Origin of the sequence: Lysobacter sp. Root690 (assembly GCF_001427785.1) — a bacterium.
In the GTDB taxonomy this organism is placed as follows: domain Bacteria; phylum Pseudomonadota; class Gammaproteobacteria; order Xanthomonadales; family Xanthomonadaceae; genus Lysobacter.
This window is the reverse complement of the sequence record NZ_LMHM01000001.1, coordinates 39087-55530: the sequence shown is the minus strand read 5'-3', so window position 1 is coordinate 55530 and position 16444 is coordinate 39087. Positions and strand designations below refer to the sequence as shown.

At 66.2% G+C, this 16444-nt stretch carries 11 protein-coding genes; 8 read left to right on the top strand and 3 right to left on the bottom strand.

The window, feature by feature from the left end; translation table 11 throughout:
- Positions 1-85: 85 nt before the first annotated feature.
- Positions 86-1090, top strand: coding sequence for an AraC family transcriptional regulator (locus ASD86_RS00225; RefSeq protein WP_082577934.1), 1005 nt, complete (start codon positions 86-88; stop codon positions 1088-1090).
- Positions 1091-1152: 62 nt separating this feature from the next.
- On the opposite strand, the gene ASD86_RS00220 is transcribed toward ASD86_RS00225, so the two are convergent.
- Both ASD86_RS00220 and ybaL read right to left on the bottom strand, forming a co-directional pair.
- Positions 1153-1857, bottom strand: a complete 705-nt coding sequence (locus tag ASD86_RS00220) for a YceH family protein (RefSeq protein ID WP_082577933.1) — start codon at positions 1855-1857, stop codon at positions 1153-1155.
- Positions 1858-1928: 71 nt separating this feature from the next.
- On the bottom strand, positions 1929-3620 hold the full coding sequence (gene ybaL / locus ASD86_RS00215) for a YbaL family putative K(+) efflux transporter (RefSeq protein WP_056105724.1): 1692 nt from the start codon (positions 3618-3620) through the stop codon (positions 1929-1931).
- Between the two features lie 541 nt (positions 3621-4161).
- Between ybaL and ASD86_RS00210 the strand changes: the two genes are divergently transcribed.
- Positions 4162-5025 carry an alpha/beta hydrolase gene (locus ASD86_RS00210; protein ID WP_056105722.1) on the top strand — a complete coding sequence of 288 codons (864 nt, stop codon included), beginning with the start codon at positions 4162-4164 and terminating at the stop codon, positions 5023-5025.
- 129 nt (positions 5026-5154) lie between these two features.
- On the opposite strand, the gene ASD86_RS00205 is transcribed toward ASD86_RS00210, so the two are convergent.
- Positions 5155-7557, bottom strand: coding sequence for a TonB-dependent receptor (locus tag ASD86_RS00205; RefSeq protein ID WP_056105719.1), 2403 nt, complete (start codon positions 7555-7557; stop codon positions 5155-5157).
- Between the two features lie 204 nt (positions 7558-7761).
- Between ASD86_RS00205 and ASD86_RS00200 the strand changes: the two genes are divergently transcribed.
- The 6 genes from ASD86_RS00200 to ASD86_RS00175 all read left to right on the top strand — a co-directional run bounded on the left by ASD86_RS00200 (position 7762) and on the right by ASD86_RS00175 (position 16234).
- Positions 7762-9636, top strand: coding sequence for an ABC-F family ATP-binding cassette domain-containing protein (locus ASD86_RS00200; RefSeq protein ID WP_056105717.1), 1875 nt, complete (start codon positions 7762-7764; stop codon positions 9634-9636).
- Between the two features lie 220 nt (positions 9637-9856).
- Positions 9857-11959: a hypothetical protein gene (locus ASD86_RS00195; RefSeq protein WP_157475954.1), complete on the top strand. Its 2103-nt coding sequence runs from the start codon at positions 9857-9859 to the stop codon at positions 11957-11959.
- Between the two features lie 113 nt (positions 11960-12072).
- Positions 12073-12615, top strand: a complete 543-nt coding sequence (locus tag ASD86_RS25655) for a Slp family lipoprotein (protein ID WP_162253583.1) — start codon at positions 12073-12075, stop codon at positions 12613-12615.
- Between the two features lie 200 nt (positions 12616-12815).
- Positions 12816-13178: a zinc ribbon domain-containing protein gene (locus tag ASD86_RS00185; protein ID WP_056105711.1), complete on the top strand. Its 363-nt coding sequence runs from the start codon at positions 12816-12818 to the stop codon at positions 13176-13178.
- 553 nt (positions 13179-13731) lie between these two features.
- Positions 13732-15501: an aspartate--tRNA ligase gene (aspS, locus tag ASD86_RS00180; RefSeq protein WP_056105710.1), complete on the top strand. Its 1770-nt coding sequence runs from the start codon at positions 13732-13734 to the stop codon at positions 15499-15501.
- A gap of 196 nt (positions 15502-15697) precedes the next feature.
- Complete coding sequence (locus tag ASD86_RS00175) at positions 15698-16234, top strand: GNAT family N-acetyltransferase (protein WP_056105709.1); 537 nt, start codon at positions 15698-15700, stop codon at positions 16232-16234.
- Positions 16235-16444 lie beyond the last annotated feature (210 nt).

The window sequence follows — 16444 nt, the reverse complement described above, 5'->3', positions numbered from 1 at the left end:
GAAAGCGCAAGATAGGGACCGCCGCCGCGTTGGCGGTCTGCGAACCTGAGCCTCGACCCATCACCCACCCGCAAGGAACGAGCGCATGCCTCCCGTCAAGGATCATCCCGTTCGAGCCGCCACGGCGACCGTTGCCGACAGCGCCACGCCTGCCGATGCCGACAGCGTCCACGAACCCGCGCCCGATCGCACCGGCCCCGCGCTCAAGGCCGGCACCCGCGACGCCCATCAGCGCCGCATCGAACGCGCGGTGGCGCTGATCGAGCACGCCATCGCGCGCGGCGAAGACCCGCCCGAGCTCGCGCGCCTGGCCGAAGCGGCGTCGTTCTCGCCGTTCCATTTCCATCGCGTGTACCGCGCGATGACCGGCGAGACCACCGGCCAGACCGTGGCCCGGTTGCGTCTGCTGCAAGGCCTGCGTCTGCTCGCCAGTGCCGATCGCAGCGTCACCGACGCGGCGCTGGCGGTCGGTTATCAGACTCCGCAGGCGTTCACCCGCGCCTTTCGCCAGGGCGTCGGCGGCACGCCTAGCGAATTGCGCGCCGAGCCCGAGCGCCTGTGGCGCGAGATCGATCGCCTGTCGCTGCCGCCGGATTCGGGTGTCGAGCCATCGCCGCCGTTGCGGGTCGAAGTGGTCAGCGTCGATCCGTTCCAGGTGGTGACGCTGCGCGTAACCGGCGCCTATCCGGAACAGAACCAGGGCTATGGCCGCTTGTTCGGCTGGGCCGCCGAACACGGTTTGCTGGACGCGTTGAACGGGCTGTACGGCGTGCCGGTCGACGATCGTCGCGACGTGCCGCCGCAAGCCTGCGTATTCGACTGCATGCTGGCCCTGGGCCGGCCGTTCCGGATCGAACCCGGCAGCGGCCTGGGCACGATGCGACTGGGCGGCGGCCGCTATGCGCGCGTCCGCCATGTCGGCGCCTTCGACGGACTGGAGGCGTTGACCGATGCGCTGCTGGCGCACTGGCTACCCGGCAGCGGCGAACGCTTGCGCGATGCGCCGCTGCATCACGAATACCTCGACGATCCCGACGAAGTGCCCGAAGCGTTGCTGCGTACCGACATCTACCTGCCGCTGCAGGGTTGAAGTTTCCGCCGACGAAAAACGTCGGGCTCCGCGCGCGCCATCAAGCGCCTATCGCGAAAAACTCAAGCCCCGGCCGCTTCCAGCCGCGCTTCCAACTCCGCGACCTTCGCTTCCAATGCCGCCAGACGCTCGGCCAGGGCCGATTGCGATCCGCCGCCCGAACCCGCGTCGTCGCCGGACGACGACACGCTGCCGTTCCACACCGGTTCGCCGCTGAGCAGATGACCGTAACGATCCTCGCGCTGGCCGGGCTGACGCCCGAGCAGGCGCACCAGCGGCGGCTGATGCTGGGCCAGGCGTTCCATCGCGTACTGCACGTCGCCGACCGAATCGAACTTGGCCATGCGTTCGCTGCGCGACAGCAGCTCGTTCACGGTCTGCGGACCGCGCAGCATCAGCAGCGCGATCAGGATGGTCTGCGGCCGGGTCACGTCGAGCGCGGTGGTGGCGCGGTGGGCGTAACGTTCCGCGCGCGAATGATGTTGCGACTTGATCCAGCCGCGCGGCTCCAGCCGGCGCAGGGCGTTGGCGACCTCGCCGGGTTCCAGTTGCATCATCGGTTCGCGCGAGGTCTTCTGATTGCAGGCGGTGACGATGGCGTTCAAGGTCAGCGGGTACACGTCGGGCGTGGTCGCTTCCTTTTCGATCAGGCAGCCGATGACCCGCGCCTCGACCGCGCTGAGCTGCGGCGCGGTGTTTTCAGGCGTGCTGTCGGGCGCGTCGTGGGTGCCGGACGGTTCGCTGGTGGACGGATCGATGTCGCTCATGGTCGTTGGGTACTGAAGAAGGGCGGGCTCAGACTAACCGATTGCGTGGTCGGGCTCGGGACGGCGCCGGCTCACGCCAGCGCCGTCGACGGCGGCAGATTGCGCGCGCCGCGATACACCGGCGCGGCCAGCACCATCTCGGCCAGGCTGTGCGCCAGCTCGCGCTCGGCCATCACCGCGCCGTCGGCGCCGTGCTGGAGCAGATGCTTGACCTCGTTGTCGCTGTGCGCGCGCGCGACGATGCTCAGGGCCGGATTGAGTTCGCGCAGCTTGGCGATGATCTCGCCGGCTTCCAGCGCCTGCGGAATCGCCAGCATCACCGTGGTCGCGCGCTCGGGCACCGCTTCGCGCAGCACCCGCTCGTTGACCGCGTTGCCGAGGATCGCCGGATGCCCGGCGGCGCGCGCCTTGTCGATCAGGCTGTCCTCGCCGTCGATGACCACCAACGGCACGTGGTGATCGGTGAGCAACCGCGCCAGCTCGCTGCCGACCCGGCCGTAGCCGATCAGGATCACGTGACCGCTGATATCGGCCGGCACCGGCGGCACCGCCGCGTCGGCGCGCGCATCGGCTTCGGCCGCGTCGGCGCGCGCCTGCTTGCGGTCGAGCCAGCCGAACAGCAACGGGTTGACCACGATCGACAGCAAGGCGCCGGCCAGGATCAGATCCTGCCCGTCCTTCGACAGGATGCCTTCGTCGATGCCGAGCTGGGCCAGGATGAAGGAGAACTCGCCGATCTGCGCCAGGCTGACCGAGATCATCAGCGCGGTCGAGTTCGGCTTGCCGAACGCGCGCACGATCGCGTACGCCGCCACCGACTTGCCGACCACGATGATGCCGAACACCGCCAGCACTTCCAGCGGCTTCTCCAGCAGGATCATCGGGTTGAACAGCATGCCGACCGAAACGAAGAACAGCACCGCGAACGCTTCGCGCAGCGGCAGGGTTTCGTTGGCGGCCTGATGGCTGAACTCGGATTCGTTGAGCATCATCCCGGCGAAGAACGCGCCCAGCGCGAACGACACGCCGAATAGTTCGGCCGAACCGAACGCCACGCCCAGCGCGATCGCGAGCACGCACAGGGTGAACAACTCGCGCGAACCGGTGCCGGCCACGCGTTCGAGAATCCACGGAATCACCCGCCGGCCGACGATCAGCATGAAGGCGATGAAGGCGCCGACCTTGGCCAGGGTGATGAACAACTTGCTCCACACTTCCGAGGCTTCGCCGGCCTCGCCCTTGAGCAGGCCCGACAGCGCCGGCAGCAGCACCAGCGCGAGCACCATCGCCAGATCCTCGACGATCAGCCAGCCGATCGCGATGCGGCCCTTGGTGGTTTCCACCAATCGCCGCTCCTCCAGCGCGCGCAACAGCACCACGGTGCTGGCGACCGACAAGGCCAGGCCGAACACCAGCCCCGCGCCATGCGACCAGCCGAGCAACTCGGCCATGCCCCAACCCAGCGCGGTGGCCACTGCGATCTGCACGACCGCGCCCGGCAAGGCGATGGCTTTGACTTCGAGCAGATCGCCGAGCGAGAAATGCAGGCCGACGCCGAACATCAGCAGGATCACGCCGATTTCGGCCAATTGCGGCGCAAGGGTCTGGTCGCCGACGAAGCCGGGCGTGAAGGGGCCGGCGATGATGCCGGCGATGAGGTAGCCCACCAGCGGCGACAGCCGCAGGCGTTGCGCGATCATTCCGAAGATGAAGGCCAGGACGAAGCCGGCTACCAGAATCGCGATCAGGGACGTGTGGTGCATCGGCTCTCCTGTGGTCTGGTCCTTTTAAGAATGTGTGCTGAGCCGGCTGGATGCAAGCCTTTCTCGTTTGGCGAGTCGTCGCAAATGATTGTTTCTGCGACATTTTCCGCGCTCGGCCGTCGGTCGGCGGGGATGCGTCGACGGCGTTCGGGTCCCGGCCCAGCGGGCTTCAGACCGCCGTGATCGGCGATGGTTCACGCGCGTCTTGCGTGATGCGCCGACGACGACGAATGCATGAACAGCGATTCAGTCGCGCGGCGTCGGATGAAGCGCGCGTCGCCGATTTGCGCGAAAGCGAAGACCGCGAAGTCCAGTGGGGGCGACCGCCGACGTTCTTTTTCAGTTCGCCCGGTCCGCTGCGAGGCGCCGAGACTGAAGGTGTCTCCGCGCGAGCCCGATGGCTCGGCATTGATCGGGTCAATCCACGATTCGGACGACTGCCTGTGATGCTTGTCGCTGTTGCTGATTAACGGAACGTGGACGCACGGGCGATAGCATCGATCGGTGCAGGCAGAACTTCCGATCGCGAGCGAGGAATCCCATGCGCTATTTGACGACTGAAATCGACGGCGTCGAGATTTTTTATCGAGAGCACGGTCCGGCCGATGCACCGGTACTGCTGTTGCCGCACGGCTACCCGTGCTCTTCGTTTCAATACCGCAACCTGATGCCGGCCCTGGGCGATCGCTGGCGCACGATCGCCGCGGATTTCCCCGGATTCGGTTACAGCGGCACGCCCGATCCGTCGCGGTTCGGCTACGACTTCGACGCCTATGCGGATTTCCTGGCGAAGTTCACCGACCGGCTTGGGCTGACGCGCTACGCGCTGTGGCTGCACGACTACGGTTCGCAGATCGGATTGCGCCATGCGATCGCGCATCCGCAGCGAATCGCCGCGTTGATCATCCAGAACGGCGATATCTACGAGGATGCGCTCGGCCCCAAGTACGCGACCATCAAGCGCTACTGGACGGACCGATCGCCGCGGAATCGCGAACCATTGCAGGCGGCGGTCAGCGAACATGGCTTTCGCGACGAATTCATCGGTGAAGTCGATGCCGAAGTCGCCGCGCGCATCACCCCGGACCTGTGGAAGCTGCATTGGCCGCTGATGGACACGCCGGTACGGCGCGAGGCGATGGTCGGCTTGATGGACAAGCTGGAGGCCAATCTCGATTGGTTCCCGCGCTATCAGGCGTATTTGCGCGAGCACAAGCCGCAGACGTTGATCGTGTGGGGCCCCAAGGACGGCTATATGCCCGCCGCCGCAGCCCGCGCCTATCTTCGCGACCTGCCGCAGGCCGAACTGCATCTGCTGGAGGACGCCGGTCATTGGCTGCTCGAAACCCACTTCGATCAAGCCGTGCCGCTCGTTCGCGATTTCCTGCAGCGGGTTCTCGACTGAGCCCGGCGAGCGCATGAACAAAGCCCCGCTGTGCGCGGGGCCGGTTGGTGTCGGCGACATGCGCCGTGTGGCTGCCGGGAAAACACGGGAAGCGGCGTTTCAGCCGCCTCCCGCAACCTTACCGCTTGATCACCACTTGTACCCGACCTTCGCATAAGCGAACGCGCCATTGAAGCCGAACGGCGAGTTGCCGCTGTACGGCAACTGGCCGCTTTCGCTGTTGGCGTAGATCGATTCGTCCGGGTACTCGTTGAGCACGTTGTCGCCGCCGACGGTGAATTCCCAGCCGTCGATGGCATAGGTCGCGGCCAGGTCGAGGGTCCACTTCGCGCCGTAGGTCTGGTCGCGCACGCCGCTGGGGTCGTCGTTGAAGCTGTGGAATTCGCCGTAACGCGTGCCGGTCGCGTCGAACCGCCACGGGCCGGTGCTCCAACTGCCGCCGAGGAAGAACTTGTCGCGCGGCGCGCCCTGGGTGATGCGGCCTTGCTCGACCCGGCCGATGCGCTGCAGGTTCAGGCCGCCGGCGGTGAGTTCGGGCGGATTGGCGGCGATGCGCTCCAGGGTGGTCTTGTTGTGGTTGTAACCGGCGGTCAGATCGAGCGCGCCGCTGCCGAGCGTCCATTTGTAGCTGCCGACGATATCGATGCCGCGGGTGCGGGTGTCGACCGCATTGGTGAAGTAGCGGCCGCCGGTGATGCCCGGATAACCGCGCGCTTCCAGGAAGCTCGCCACCGCCGGGCCGCGCAGGTTTTCCGACAGGATGATGCGGTCGTCGATATCGATCTGATACGCGTCGACGGTGATGTACAACGATTCGATCGGCTGCAGCACCAGGCCCAGGCCGATGTTGGTCGATTCCTCGGCCTTGAGCGGCTCGGCGCCGAGCGCGATCGCGGCCGGGTCGTCGACGGCGAAGGTGCGGACCTGGAACGGGGTCGGGTCGCCGAGCACGATCACGGTCTGGGTCGACTGGTAGAACTGCTGCTGCAGCGACGGCGCGCGGAAACCGGTCGACAAGGTGCCGCGCAGCGCCACCTTGTCGGTGAAGGCGTAACGCGCCGACAGCTTGCCCGAGGTGGTTTCGCCGAAGTCGCTGTAGCTTTCGTAACGCGCGGCCGCGCCGAGCGACAGCTTGTCGGTCACGTCGGTTTCCAGGTCGGCGTAGAACGAATGGCTGTTGCGATTGCGGCGGCTGGCGTCGGACGGAGTGAAGCCGGGGAACACCTGCGCGCCCGGCGCGCCGGGTTCGGGGCCGGCGACGTACGACGCCAGTTCGCCGGCGCTCTGGTTGAATTTCTCGCCGCGCCATTCCGCGCCGAAGGCGAAGGTGAGCGGGTACTTCAGCCAACCCACGTCGAAAGCCTTGTTGAAATCGGCGTTGAGCACGTTCTGGGTCACTTCCAGCGCGCCGATGTAGAAGTCGTGCGGCGAGGTCGCGCCGAGGGTGCGGTTGAGGCTGTTGCGCACGTCGAAATCGAGCTGGTTCTGGCCGTAGTTGTAGCTCAGGTCGAGGTTCCAGCCGCCGGCGGTCTGGCCGCGCAGGCCTAGCACCAGGGCGCGGTCCTTGCTGACGTTGTCGATCTGCGGCAGGAAGCCGTCGGGATACACCGAGCGGATGTTGTTGGCATTGCCGGGCGCGCGGAAATAGCCGTTGGAGATCGCGCGGCGGCGGCTGGCGGTGCCGAAGGAATAGAACTCCACGCCCTCGGCCGCCTTGTACTCGGCGTTAAATGCGACCGCGGCCTGGTCGATTTCCGGATCGCCGTAGCGATGCACGACCTTGCCCGGCGGATTGCTGGTCGGCGTGACCGTGCCGAGATAGGGCCGCGCGCGGTCGGTGTTGTCGCTGTGGCCGCCCTGTGCGGACAGATGCACGCTGCCGTTTTCGCCGAGCTTGAAGCCGGCATCGCCGGACAACTGGTACTGCTTGCCATCGCCGGCACTGAACTGGCCGTAGCGCGCGGCGATCGAGCCGCCTTCGCCCGAGCCCTTGAGCACGATATTGATGACGCCGGCGATCGCGTCGGAGCCGTATTGCGCCGAGGCGCCGTCGCGCAGCACTTCGACCCGTTCGATCGCGGCGATCGGGATCGCGTTGAGGTCGACCGGCGAGGAGCCGCGGCCGATGCTGTCGTTGAGGTTGATCAAGGACGTGGTGTGGCGGCGCTTGCCGTTGACCAGCACCAGCACCTGGTCCGGCGCGAGGCCGCGCAACTGCGCCGGACGCACCGCGTCGGTGGCGTCGGTGATCGCCGGGCGCGGGAAATTCAGCGAAGGCAGGGCGCGCGACAGGGCGGTGGCCAGTTCGACGGTGCCGGTCGACTCCAGGGTCTGCGGGGAAATGATGTCGATCGGCGCGGTGGACTCGGCCACGGTGCGGTCCGCGACGCGGGTACCGGTGACGATCAGGGTGTCGAGGTTGGTGGGGTTCGAGGCGGCGGCTTCGGGGGCGCCGGCGTCCTGGGCCCAGGCGGGCGAGGTGGCGAGAGCGATCGAAACGGCGGTGCTGAGCAGAGAAATACGACGGGACATGGTGACTCCGGGCGGTCGATCGGGGGACGTCGGGACGAACGCCGCCGCCGCGGCCGGCGCGAGGGGCGCTTTGCCGCGGATGGCGAGCTCGTTGACGCGTGGGGGCGGTCTGAGGCCGACGTCCCGATTATTCGATGCCCGCCCCGGGCGCGGCCGAACTTGTGCTCATGAGCAAATACCGATCAGTCATGCGACCATATCGGCATGATTTCTTTCCGTGATTTCGCCATGCGGCGCGGCGAACGCCTGCTGCTGTCCAACGTAGACCTGACCCTGCACGCCGGTTGGCGGGTGGGCGTGATCGGTCGTAACGGCACTGGTAAGTCGTCGTTATTCGCCGCCATCCAGGGCGAGGTCGAGGCCGATCGCGGCGACATCGACGTGCCCAACCGCGTGCGCATCGCCAGCGTGGCCCAGGAAACCCCGGCCCTGGACGACCCGGCGCTGGACTTCGTCCTGTCCGGCGACGCCACCGTCTACAAGGTCCTGGTGGCCGAGCGCGAAGCGGTCGAGCGCGAGGACTGGGAAGCGGTCGCCGAGGCCCACCACCAGCTCGAAGAGCTCGGCGGCTACGACGCCACCGCGCGCGCCGGCAAGCTGCTGCACGGCCTGGGCTTCTCGCCCGACACCCACGAACGCGCGGTCAAGGAATTCTCCGGCGGCTGGCGGGTGCGGCTGAACCTGGCGCGCGCGCTGATGACGCCGTCTGACCTGCTGCTGCTCGACGAACCGACCAATCACCTGGACCTCGACGCGGTGCTGTGGCTGGAGCAATGGCTGCTGAAATACCCGGGCACCTTGCTGCTGATCTCGCACGACCGCGAGTTCCTCGACGAAGTCACCACCCACACCCTGCATCTGCACGACGGCAAGGCCAAGCTGTACACCGGCGACTACACCGCGTTCGAGCGCCAGCGCGCCGAACACCTGCGCCTGCAGCAGATCACCCACGAAAAGCAGCAGGCCGAACGCGCCCACCTGCAGAGCTTCATCGACCGCTTCAGCGCCAGCGCGGCCAAGGCCAAGCAGGCGCAGTCGCGGGTCAAGCGTCTGGCCAAAATGGTCGGCACCGAGGCGGTGCGCATGGAGCGCGCGATGCGGATCGAGTTCCCGGCCCCGGTCAAGCTGCCGCACGCATTGCTGCGCCTGGTCCATGCCGATTGCGGTTACGGCGATCACGTCGTGCTCGACGATGTCAGCTTCATCCTCGAAGCCGGCGATCGCATCGCCTTGCTCGGTCCGAACGGCGCGGGTAAATCGACCCTGGTCAAATCGCTGGTCGGCGAGCTGGACCTGCTGACCGGAGAACGCAGCGGCCATCCGGACCTGCGCATCGGCTACTTCGCCCAGCATACGGTCGAATCGCTGCATGAAGGCGTCAGCGCGATCGATCATCTGATCGAGATCGCGCCCGGCGTGCCGACCCAGCAGTTGCGCGATTTCCTCGGCAAGTGGAATTTCCCCGGCGACCGCGCGTTCGAATCGGTCGATGGCTTCTCCGGCGGCGAGCGCGCGCGCCTGGCCCTGGCGATGATCGCCTGGCGCAAGCCGAACGTGCTGCTGCTCGACGAACCGACCAACCACTTAGACCTGGACGTGCGCGAAGCGCTGGCCGAGGCCTTGTCGGATTTCGAAGGCGCGATCGTGCTGGTCTCGCACGACCGCCATCTCATCGGCCTGGTCTGCGAAACCTTCTGGCGCGTGGCCGACGGCGTGGCCCAGCCGTTCGACGGCGACCTCGACGCCTACGCGGTGTGGCTGCGCACGCGCGACAACAGCAACGACGGCAAGGGCGCGGCCGCGTCCAAGGCCGCGGCGGCCGCGGCAGCCGCCGCGAGCGCGGCGGCACCGACAGCGAAATCCTCGCGTAAGGCCAACCCGCTCAAGCTGGCCGAAGCCGAAAAGCGCATGGCCGAGCTGGAATCGAAATTGCACACGCTCGATATGGACCTCGCCGACCCGACCAAGTACGCCGGCGGTGGCGACAACGCCGCGGAACTTGCGAAGCAGCGCGAGAAAGTCGCCGCCGAACTGGCCAAGGCCGAGGCGGAGTGGATGGCGTTGTACGACGCGGCTTAAGGCGTGATGTGCCGCCGGCGTGGGTTGAGCCGGCGGCGGCGAGTGCCATGGTCGACCTGTCGCGATCTCGGTAGACCACTCCAGATATAACCATCTGGATTAGCCTGGTTTGCTGGGATAGATTGCGTGCCAGGAGATGGTCCGGCTGGGGCGGGTTCGCCGCAGCCACGGAGGCGAATGCCGTCCAGGACGATGGTCTTCGGCTTCGAGGGATTCGAACATGAAAGCAGGGAAGGGCCTTTTGGCCGCTTTCGTCGTATTGAGTGCGGGCGCCACCGTGACGGCCGTGTCCGATCCGGGCGCAGTGACGCAGTGGACGCAGCGTATCGGCGCTTCGTCGGTCGCTGAAACCCGCGCCACGCCGTTGTCGGCAGCTAGCGAGCATCGTTCAAGCCAGGTATCGATCGATCTGAGCCTCAATGGCGAGATCGCCGGCTTGGCTTCCGCCAACGAACCGGTGACCGCGACCGTGATCGTCGGCGGTCGGTTGTTCCCGGCCATCGTTCAGGGCGCGACGTACACCGCATCGATCAATGCCTTGAACGACGCCGAGATGGTGACGGTGGAGGTGGTTTCCACGCGCGCGCGGTACCGCTCCGTGCTCGGCAGCGCCGGCAAATTGCAGGCTGTTTCCGGCGGCGATGGCGATGTCACCCTGGCCGAGCGCGCCTCGTTGCGGGTGTCTCCGTTCAGCACCGCGCTGGCCTGGTTGGTGCGGATGGGATTGGAAGGCCGCGACGCCGCGAGCGACAGCGAGTTCGAAACCATGACCCGTTCGATCGTCGGCAACGATCTGATGATGGTTGCCTATCTGCTCGACGCGTTCGCGTCCGGCGCGGTCGCCTTGCCGCAGGGCTATCAGGACGGGCAGCAATTGTTGGAGGCACCGGCCGCTTATGCGGAATTCCTCTGGACCCAGGATTTCTATCCGGCCTCGCAAGCTTATCTGTTCTCGCAAGCCGATTACGTGCCGTTTACCTCGCTGGCGCAGTTGCCCGACTTGACCGCGATGCTCGCGCCGCTGCCGATCAACGAACCGGCGGTGTCGTTGAGCGAATTGCAGTTGCTGTATCGCCAGAGCGACGGCAGCTTCGCCTTGTTCGAGGAAGAGGTGTTGGTCACCCATCCGCGCTACACCGCGGCGATTAACGGCCAAGGCGAGCTCTCGCTCACTCCGGTTGGCGAGGCCGGCACGCGCAACGTGCTGCGTTATCTGCCGTTCTCTCTGTTCCAACCGTTGCCGGTGCATCGTGTCTCGCGCGGGCATACCTTGCGCCGTCTGGTCGTGGGCGACGAGTACAGTCTGTGGGCTTCGCGCTCGCTGTGGTCGGACAGCCACATCTCCCCGGCAGGTCAATTCGCGGAAGACACAACGACGTACGCGGTGTGGTCGGCGTTCGATCTCAATGCCGCGTCTCTGCAATATCCTTGGGGCCAATTGCTGGGAGATGGCCTGCAGTTCCCGACCTACTCGCTGCCGAGCGCCTGTACCTGGACTCAGCGTGCCGCGTATCAGCCGGGATTCGGCAAATGCGCGCATGCTCCGTATTGGTTTCGCTACGGCCACGGCGGTTCCTTCCGCGCCGTCGACGGCGTCGGCGAGCGCATGGAAATCCTTCCGAGCTACGGCGTGGAACGCAGTTTCAGTTATCAACTCATCGGCAACGGCGCATTGCAGGTGGTGAGGGGCAACACGCCGATGGAGCCGGGGACCGACAGCACCTTCTGGCGTTATGCCGCCGGCAGCGAGGCCTCGCGCCCGCTGATCTATCTGGCGCGGGCGGCGGGTGGTTACTTCGTGGGCGCCAGCGTCGCGATGGTGGAGCAGCCTGGCATCACGCTGGGATCGCCGGTCGGTTCGTGGCGTACACCGGCGTCCGAGGGGCGGCTGGCGCGCTATCCGGCGGCTCGAATTTTCGAAATCCGCCGTTTCCCAGACGGGAGCGGACGTGATGTCAACATCCTGGGCAACCAGGTGAGCTCTAGCCAGACCAGCTGGAACTACCCCACCGGCTCCGGCGTCCCTGACTATTCTTTCCGTGCGCTGTTTCCCAATCGGCCCACCTCATTCATCGTGGCCAATTGCACGCAGGCGTTTGCCACCGGAGCAGAGACCTGCGCGCCCTCGCGCGTGCGCTATTTCCGCCCGCTGTATCGGGTCGGCGCACGGCTGTATGGGGTGTCGGATTTCTATTCCAATGATTTCCTCGCCCCCGCCGGCTACACCGGGCCGTATCAGGTGCAGTTGCTCGACTCGCGCGCGGACTATATCGAATGCATTGCCGGGGATTGCCTGGCATCGGTGCCGCCGACCGGGCCTTGATGCATGAGACTCTGCCGATGTGGGCGCCGTGCCCGCATCGGCGACGTCGGGTTTTCGTTGATGCGTATCGCACGCTGGCCCAGCACGATGCGAAGCGGTAAAGGATGATTCGAATGGATGTACGTGGCCTTGTGTTGGTGGTGTGTGTGCTTGGGCTGGCCTCGTGTGCGAGCGGTGGGCCGTCGCCGTCGCACACTGACGCCGTTGCGCCGATACCTGCTTCGTGGGCCGCCGACCCGCTGCGCGGTGATTTCGACCCGATCACCCCGGGCGAAGCCGCCCGCGCCGATCGCCAGGGCGTGATGGTGCGCTGGGGCGGCGGGATCGAACGGTTGACGTTCGAGGGCGGTCGCAGTTGCTTCACGATGCGCGCCGCGCGCCTGAGTCCGGGTGGCCGGCCGGATTGGGGCCGCGATTCCAACGGCGAGCGTTTCGTCGCCTGCCGCGCCGGGTTTTACGACGCGCGGCGGTTCGCGCCGTTCCGTGAGGTCAGCTTCGTCGGCCGTATCGACGGACATGCCCAGCTCGACGGCGAGCGCGTGGCGAGGATCGAGGCCCGGGTGGTGTATTTGTTTTCGGATTGCCTGGATACCGCCATCGACCCGCAGTGTGCGTATGGTCCGGTCGAGCCTGCGGCGGCGCCGAGCGAGCCCTGAAGGGGCACGGACCGCGCCCTGGCGATCGCCGAAAAACGGCCATGAAACGACCCGCAAACCGGCGTGAAACGGTCCTGAAAAAGACCTCCGAGGCAGGCCGCGATGATCCGCTGGCCGATCCGAACCACGCGCCGGCGCTTGCATCGGCGCGATCCGCCCCCACACTGCCAGTCCGCCGTTCCCGAACACAGCCCACCGCCATGCCCATCTACGCCTTCCAGTGCAGCGCCTGCGGACACAGCTTCGATCGCCTGCAGAAGCTGTCCGACGCCGATCCGACCGTGTGCCCCGAATGCGGCGCCGAGAAGGTCGGCCGCCAATTGACCGCGCCCCAGTTCCGCCTGGCCGGCGGCGGCTGGTACGAGACCGATTTCAAGAAGGACGGCGACAAGAAGCGCAATCTGGCCGGCGAGGGCAGCTCCGGCGGTTCTTCGTCGGGCGGGTCGGGCTCCGCTGGCGGCGACAGCAAGCCGGCCGAGAGCAAGTCTGCGGAAAGCAAGTCCGAAAAGAAGGCCGATCCGGCCCCGGCGAGCAAGCCGGCGAGTGGCGGTGCCGCCAGCTGAGCGATTCGCCAGGCGGCTATACGGCCCGCTAGCTCTTTCGACACCGATCCGATGGGGCGCCGCGAGGCGCCCCGTTTCGTTTCCGGGCTCGCCGCAGCGGCGAACCGCGTTAATGCCGGCCGTCATCCCCGCGAAGGCGGGGATCCAGGGTTCCATCCAGGCATGGCTGTGAAGTCTCGGATCCCAACGTCCTGGGCTTGCCATGGTGATGTGCCGCGCCAATTCCAGCCGACATCCGCGCGACGGCGGGATTCAGGGCCTGATCCAGGCAGGGCTCTGAAGTCTCTGGATCCCCGCTTTCGCGGGGATGACGGTTGTGATGTCTGCGGCTCCCGGGATGACGACGCCAGCGGCGTTCAAGCCCGCGGATATGTGGCTTGGCTCGAGGCATAAGGCGCATACGCCTTTGTCTAGTATTCTAGACAGCTCGGTCCCGGCCCCCGGCCGGTCAGCGATCGCACCCGGCCACCCGCCGCGGCCCGGTCCGGACCCGCCCGCCCTTACCGGCCGATGCACCCCCCACGATCCACAGATCGACCAATTCGGAGTTTCCATGCGTACCCACTTCTGCGGCCTCGTCGATGAGGCGCTGATCGGCCAGACCGTCACCCTGTGCGGCTGGGTCAACACCAATCGCGTCCAGAGCCACGTGGTGTTCACCGATCTGCGCGATCACGAAGGCGTGGTCCAGATCGTGGTCGATTCGGACATGGCCGATCTGTTCAAGACCGCCAGCGACCTGAGCGTGGAAAGCTGCGTGCGCGTCACCGGCACCGTGCGCGCGCGCGGCGCGGCGAACGACAAGATCCGCAGCGGCAAGGTTGAAGTGTTGCCGACGTCGATCGACGTGCTCAACAAGGCCGAGCCGCTGCCGTTCCATGCCCATGAAAACGCCGGCGAGGAAACCCGCCTGACCTATCGCTACCTCGACCTGCGCCGTCCGGAAATGCAGAAGATGATGCGCACCCGCATCCGTCTGGTGCAGTCGCTGCGCCGCTGGCTCGACGCGCGTAATTTCCAGGACATCGAAACCCCGATCCTGACCAAGGCCACGCCCGAAGGCGCGCGCGACTTCCTGGTCCCGGCGCGCATGCACCCGGGCGAGTTCTACGCGTTGCCGCAGTCGCCGCAGTTGTTCAAGCAGATCCTGATGGTGGCCGGCTTCGACCGCTACTATCAAATCGCGCGCTGCTTCCGCGACGAAGCGCTGCGCGCCGACCGCCAGCTCGAATTCACCCAGCTCGACATGGAGTTCGCCTGGGTGTCCGAGCGCGACGTGCAGGACACGGTCGAGGACATGATCCGGGTGGTGTTCAAGGAAACCATCGAGGTCGAACTCGACGCGCAGTTCCCGCGCATGACCTACGCCGAGGCGATGCGTCGCTACGGTTCGGACAAGCCCGATCTGCGCATCGACCTGGAATTCGTCGATATCGCTGAGCTGGTCAAGAGCTGCGAATTCAAGGTCTTCACCGACTGGGCCAATCACGCCGATGGCCGCGTGATCGCATTGCGCGCGCCGGGCGCCGCGGGCTGGTCGCGCAAGCAGATCGACGAAGCCGGCGCGCATGCCGCCAAGTACGGCGCCAAGGGCCTGGCGTGGATGAAGATCGAAGACGCGAGCAAGGGCCGCGAAGGCATCAACTCGCCGATCGCCAAGTTCCTCGACGACGCGACGCTTGCGAAGATCGTCGAAGCCAGCGGCGCACAGACCGGCGACGCGATCTTCTTCGGCGCGGCCGATTACAAGACCGCCAGCGATTTCATGGGCGCGTTGCGCCTGAAGCTCGGCAAGGACCTCAACCTGATTCAGGACGGCTGGAAGCCGTTGTGGGTCACCGATTTCCCGATGTTCGAATGGGACGAAGAGGCGCAGCGTTACGTCGCCTTGCATCATCCCTTCACCGCGCCCGCGGTGGACGACATCGCCGACTTGCGCGCCAACGCCAAGACCGCGGTGTCGCGCGGTTACGACATGGTGCTCAACGGCAACGAGATCGGCGGCGGTTCGATCCGCATCCATCGTCCGCAGATGCAGTCGGCCGTGTTCGACCTGCTCGGCATCGGCGCGGAAGAGGCCGAGGGTAAGTTCGGTTTCCTGCTCGACGCGCTCAAGTACGGCGCGCCGCCGCACGGCGGCATCGCCTTCGGCATCGACCGCATCGCCGCGCTGATGGCCGGCACCGAGTCGATCCGCGACGTAATCGCGTTCCCGAAGACCACCACCGCGCAATGCCTGATGACTGGCGCGCCGTCGCCGATCCCGGACGCGCAGCTGGCCGAGGTGCATGTGATGGTGCGGCCGAAGAAAGATTCGGCCTGATCGGGCCGCGCCGGGCTTGATCCGGCGCTGATCGATGCATCGATCCGGCTTCGTGCCGGGTCGGTGCTTCGACGGAATCCGATTCGATCGGAGCCGATCTGATTCGGATGATCCGATTCGAATGACCAGATTAGATTGACCTGTGTCGATCCGAGCCGTTGCCGCGCCGACACACTGTCGTCCCACGCGAGGCGTTATGACCAGCGAAACCCCGCAGTTCTCGATCCGCCGCGCCGTCGTCGCCGACGCGGCCACCGTGGCCGACATCGCCGCGCGCACTTTCGTCGAAACTTTCGGCGACCTGTATCCGCCCGAGGATCTGGCCTTCTTCCTCAAGGACAGCTACTCGGTCGAGAAGCAGGCGGTGATCCTGTCGCACCCGGATTACGCGATCTTCCTGCTCGAGCGCGACGGCATCGTCGTCGGCCACGCCGCGGCCGGGCCGTGCGGCCTGCCGCATCCGCAAGTCGCCCCGGGCGACGGCGAGCTAAAGCGCCTGTACGTACTGCGCGAGGCGCAGAACGGCGGCTGGGGCGCGCGTCTGTTCGACACGGTTTTGGCTTGGCTCGAGCGCGAAGGTCCGCGCACTTTGTGGATCGGGGTGTGGTCGGAGAATTTCGGTGCGCAGCGGTTCTATGGGCGCTATGGGTTCGAGAAGGCCGGCGAGTACGAATTCATCGTGGGCGGGACGCGGGATCATGAGTTCATCTTGCGGCGCAATGCGGTGAGATGATTTTGGTCGGCTCGATGTCCTCTGTGCATCGTCATTCGTTTGGCTTGAATCCCTGTCCGCGAGTGGCGAGCATCCTTGCGCTTTCGCCTTGTTCTTGAATTTGGCGGTGTCTCAGCTTCAGATAAGCTCGGCCTCGGCTTGAGTTTTAGCTTGAGCTTGAAGCCGTGCAGTTCATCCAGCGCTGCGAGGCTTGTAACTCGCGTTAGCAAC

Coding starts and splice junctions, on each gene's coding strand:
- ASD86_RS00210 (WP_056105722.1), top strand. CDS start 4,162: ATGCGCTATTTGACGACTGAAATCGACGGCGTCGAGATTTTTTATCGA.
- ASD86_RS00175 (WP_056105709.1), top strand. CDS start 15,698: ATGACCAGCGAAACCCCGCAGTTCTCGATCCGCCGCGCCGTCGTCGCC.
- ASD86_RS00225 (WP_082577934.1), top strand. CDS start 86: ATGCCTCCCGTCAAGGATCATCCCGTTCGAGCCGCCACGGCGACCGTT.
- ASD86_RS00200 (WP_056105717.1), top strand. CDS start 7,762: ATGATTTCTTTCCGTGATTTCGCCATGCGGCGCGGCGAACGCCTGCTG.
- ASD86_RS00220 (WP_082577933.1), bottom strand. CDS start 1,857: ATGAGCGACATCGATCCGTCCACCAGCGAACCGTCCGGCACCCACGAC.
- ASD86_RS00205 (WP_056105719.1), bottom strand. CDS start 7,557: ATGTCCCGTCGTATTTCTCTGCTCAGCACCGCCGTTTCGATCGCTCTC.
- aspS (WP_056105710.1), top strand. CDS start 13,732: ATGCGTACCCACTTCTGCGGCCTCGTCGATGAGGCGCTGATCGGCCAG.
- ASD86_RS00195 (WP_157475954.1), top strand. CDS start 9,857: ATGAAAGCAGGGAAGGGCCTTTTGGCCGCTTTCGTCGTATTGAGTGCG.
- ybaL (WP_056105724.1), bottom strand. CDS start 3,620: ATGCACCACACGTCCCTGATCGCGATTCTGGTAGCCGGCTTCGTCCTG.
- ASD86_RS00185 (WP_056105711.1), top strand. CDS start 12,816: ATGCCCATCTACGCCTTCCAGTGCAGCGCCTGCGGACACAGCTTCGAT.
- ASD86_RS25655 (WP_162253583.1), top strand. CDS start 12,073: ATGGATGTACGTGGCCTTGTGTTGGTGGTGTGTGTGCTTGGGCTGGCC.